1 pseudogene is annotated in these 3,042 nt (G+C 75.6%); it reads right to left on the reverse strand.

The features are described from left to right. Window positions 1-99: 99 nt before the first annotated feature. Window positions 100-3,042: pseudogene (gene bluB, locus D3105_RS33235) on the reverse strand (5,6-dimethylbenzimidazole synthase); the annotation flags it as partial.

Genomic DNA, 3,042 nt, shown 5'->3' on the forward strand with positions numbered 1-3,042 from the left:
GGGCCTTCTCCCCTGCCCCGCCCCTTCCCGAAACCGGGGCTGCGCCCCGGTTCCCGCTCCTCAAGCGCCGGAGGGGCTTGAGGAGCGCCGGACGGCGTTCTACTTCTCCGTCACGCCTGCCGAGTCGAACGTCGCCACCTCGTGCATCGCCCGTGCCGCGCTCTGCACGATCGGGAGTGCCAGCAGCGCGCCGGTGCCCTCGCCCAGGCGGAGGTCGAGGTCGACCAGGGGGCGCAGGCCCAGTTTGTTGAGCGCGGCGACGTGGCCGGGCTCCGCGCTGCGGTGGCCCGCGATGCAGGCGGCCAGCGCCTCGGGCGAACACCACGGCGTCGGCCGCTCTGATCCCCGTGTAGACGCAGATCAGAGCGGCCGACGCCGTGGTGTTCGCGATGCCCATCTCGCCGGTGAGCAGCGCCTTGTTGCCCGCCGCCACCAGGTCCCTGGCGGTCTCGATGCCGACCTCGATCGCGGCCAGGACCTCTTCGCGGGTGAGCGCGGGGCCCGTCGTGAAGTCCGCCGTACCCGGGCGCACCTTGCGGGGCAGCAGACCGGGCGTCGCGGGCAGATCCGTCGCCACGCCGACGTCCACGACGCAGACCTCCGCGCCGACCTGTGCCGCGAAGGCGTTGCAGACGGCTCCGCCGCCGAGGAAGTTCGCCACCATCTGGGCGGTGACCTCCTGCGGCCAGGCGGTGACCCCCTGGGCGTGCACCCCGTGGTCGCCGGCGAAGATCGCGACGGCCGCGGGCTCCGGGATCGGCGGCGGACACATCCGGGAGAGCCCGGACAGCTGCGCGGAGATGATCTCCAGCATGCCGAGCGCCCCGGCGGGCTTCGTCATCCGCTTCTGGCGTTCCCACGCCTCGCCGAGCGCCTTCGCGTCCAGCGGGCGGATCGCGGAGATCGTCTCCTGGAGCAGGTCGTGCGGCTCGGCGCCGGGCAGCGCGCGACGGCCGTACGTCTCCTCGTGGACGACCCACGACAGCGGGCGGCGCTTCGACCAGCCCGCCTGCATCAGCTCGGGCTCCTCGGGGAACTCGTCGACGTAACCGACGCAGAGGTAGGCCACGACCTCCAGGTGCTCGGGCAGGCCCAGCGCGCGGACCATCTCCCGCTCGTCGAAGAAGCTGACCCAGCCGACGCCGAGGCCCTCGGCGCGGGCCGCCAGCCAGAGGTTCTCCACGGCCAACGCCGAGGAGTACGGCGCCATCTGCGGCTGGGTGTGCCGGCCCAGGGTGTGGCGGCCGCCGCGAGTCGGGTCCGCGGTCACGACGATGTTGACCGGGGTGTCGAGGATCGCCTCGATCTTCAGTTCCTTGAACTGCTTCGCCCGGCCCTTGGGCAGCGACTTGGCGTAGGCGTCGCGCTGGCTCTGGGCCAGTTCGTGCATGGAGCGGCGGGTCTCCGCCGAGCGGATGACGACGAAGTCCCACGGCTGCGAGTGGCCGACGCTCGGCGCGGTGTGCGCCGCCTCCAGCACCCGGAGCAGGACCTCGTGCGGAATCGGGTCGCTGCGGAAGCCGTTGCGGATGTCCCGGCGTTCGCGCATGACCCGCAGCACCGCTTCGCGCTCGGCGTCGTCGTAACCGGGGGCGGGAGGGGTGGCCGCCGCCTGATCGGCGGGCTCCACGGCGTCCAGCGGCTCCGCCGACTCCTCGGTCTGCGGTGTCTCCACCTGCGGCGCCGCCTCGGTCTGTGCCTGCGGCTGCTCCGTGGGCTGTGCTTCGGTCGCCTGCGGCTCCGGAAGGAGCTCCGGCGTCTCGATGACCTCGGGGCCGGTGCCGTCCTCGGCGTCGGGCGCGATCACGTGGGCCGGCTCGGGCTCCGTCGCTGCCACTGCGGGCTCGGGAACCGGCGTCATGTCCTGCTCGGGCGCGTTCCCTTCGGCCGTTCCCCCGGCCACGGGCTCGACGGGCTGCTCGACGGGCTCCGGCTGTACGGGCTCGGGGGCGAGCGGCGTGGCCACCTGCTCCTCCGCCACGGCGGTCTCCGGAACCGCCACCGCCTCCGGGCTCTCGGCCACTGCCGCGGCCGGGGCCGGCTCGGGGGCCGGTTCGACGGGCTGCTCCTGCTCGGGCTGGGCCACCTGCTCGGGCTGCACCAAGGGCTCGGGGTGTGCCACCGGCTCGGCGACGGGCGGCTCCTGTACCAGGGCCTGAGGTTCCGGGGCCACGGCTTCCATCGGGACAGCCTGCGCCTCGGGCTGCGGAGCCACGGCGACACCGTGCTGGGCCTCCACCGGACCCAGCGGTTCCACCGGCTCCACCGTCTCCTGCGCGGTCACCTCGTCGGCCGGGGCCTGGACGGGTGCTTCCGCCGGTTCGGCCGGGGTCTCCGGCTGGGCCGCCTCGGGCTCCCGGACGAGGACCGGTCCGGCGGGGGGCATCGCCACCGCGACCGGCTCGGGAACGACCGTTTCTGCCGGGACGGCCTGCGGGGCCGGCTCGGGCTGCCCAGCGGGAGCGGGCTCGACCAGCTGATCCGGCTGGGCCGGCTGCTCGACCGGGGCGACCGGGGCCGTCAGGGCTTCCTCGGGGGCGGGCACGGCCGCCTGCTCCGTCGGCTGAACCGGCTGGACCGGCGGAGCCGTCTGAGCAGGCTGCTCGACCGGGGCCGCCTGCTCGGCCGCCACCGGCTCCGTCACCGGCTGCTCGGCCGCGACGGCCTGCTCCGGCTCAGCGACGACCTGCTCCGGCTGCTGAACCGGCTCGGCGGCGGGCACCGGCTCCGCGACGGGCTGCTCCGGCTGTGCCCCCCACGGGGCGCCGGACTGCGGCGGGATCTCACCCAGCTGCGGGCCCGGCAGGGTCGAGGGGTCCTCGGCCGGGATGTCGAAGTACTCGGGGCCGGTCGTCGGCGGGCCCGCGTGGCGTGCGGGGGCGGCGGTCCGGGTGGCCCCGGCGGGGCCCCGGTCGGCCAGGGAGCGTACGACGCCGCCCTGCGTACCGCCGCCGTACGACGGGGGATCGGCGGCGGCCGGGCCCCGGTGCAGGGGGCGGCGGGCCGCGGCCGGGGCGGCGTGCGCGCCGACCGGTGCGGGGG

The organism is Streptomyces globisporus (assembly GCF_003501885.1).
In the GTDB taxonomy this organism is placed as follows: domain Bacteria; phylum Actinomycetota; class Actinomycetes; order Streptomycetales; family Streptomycetaceae; genus Streptomyces; species Streptomyces globisporus_D.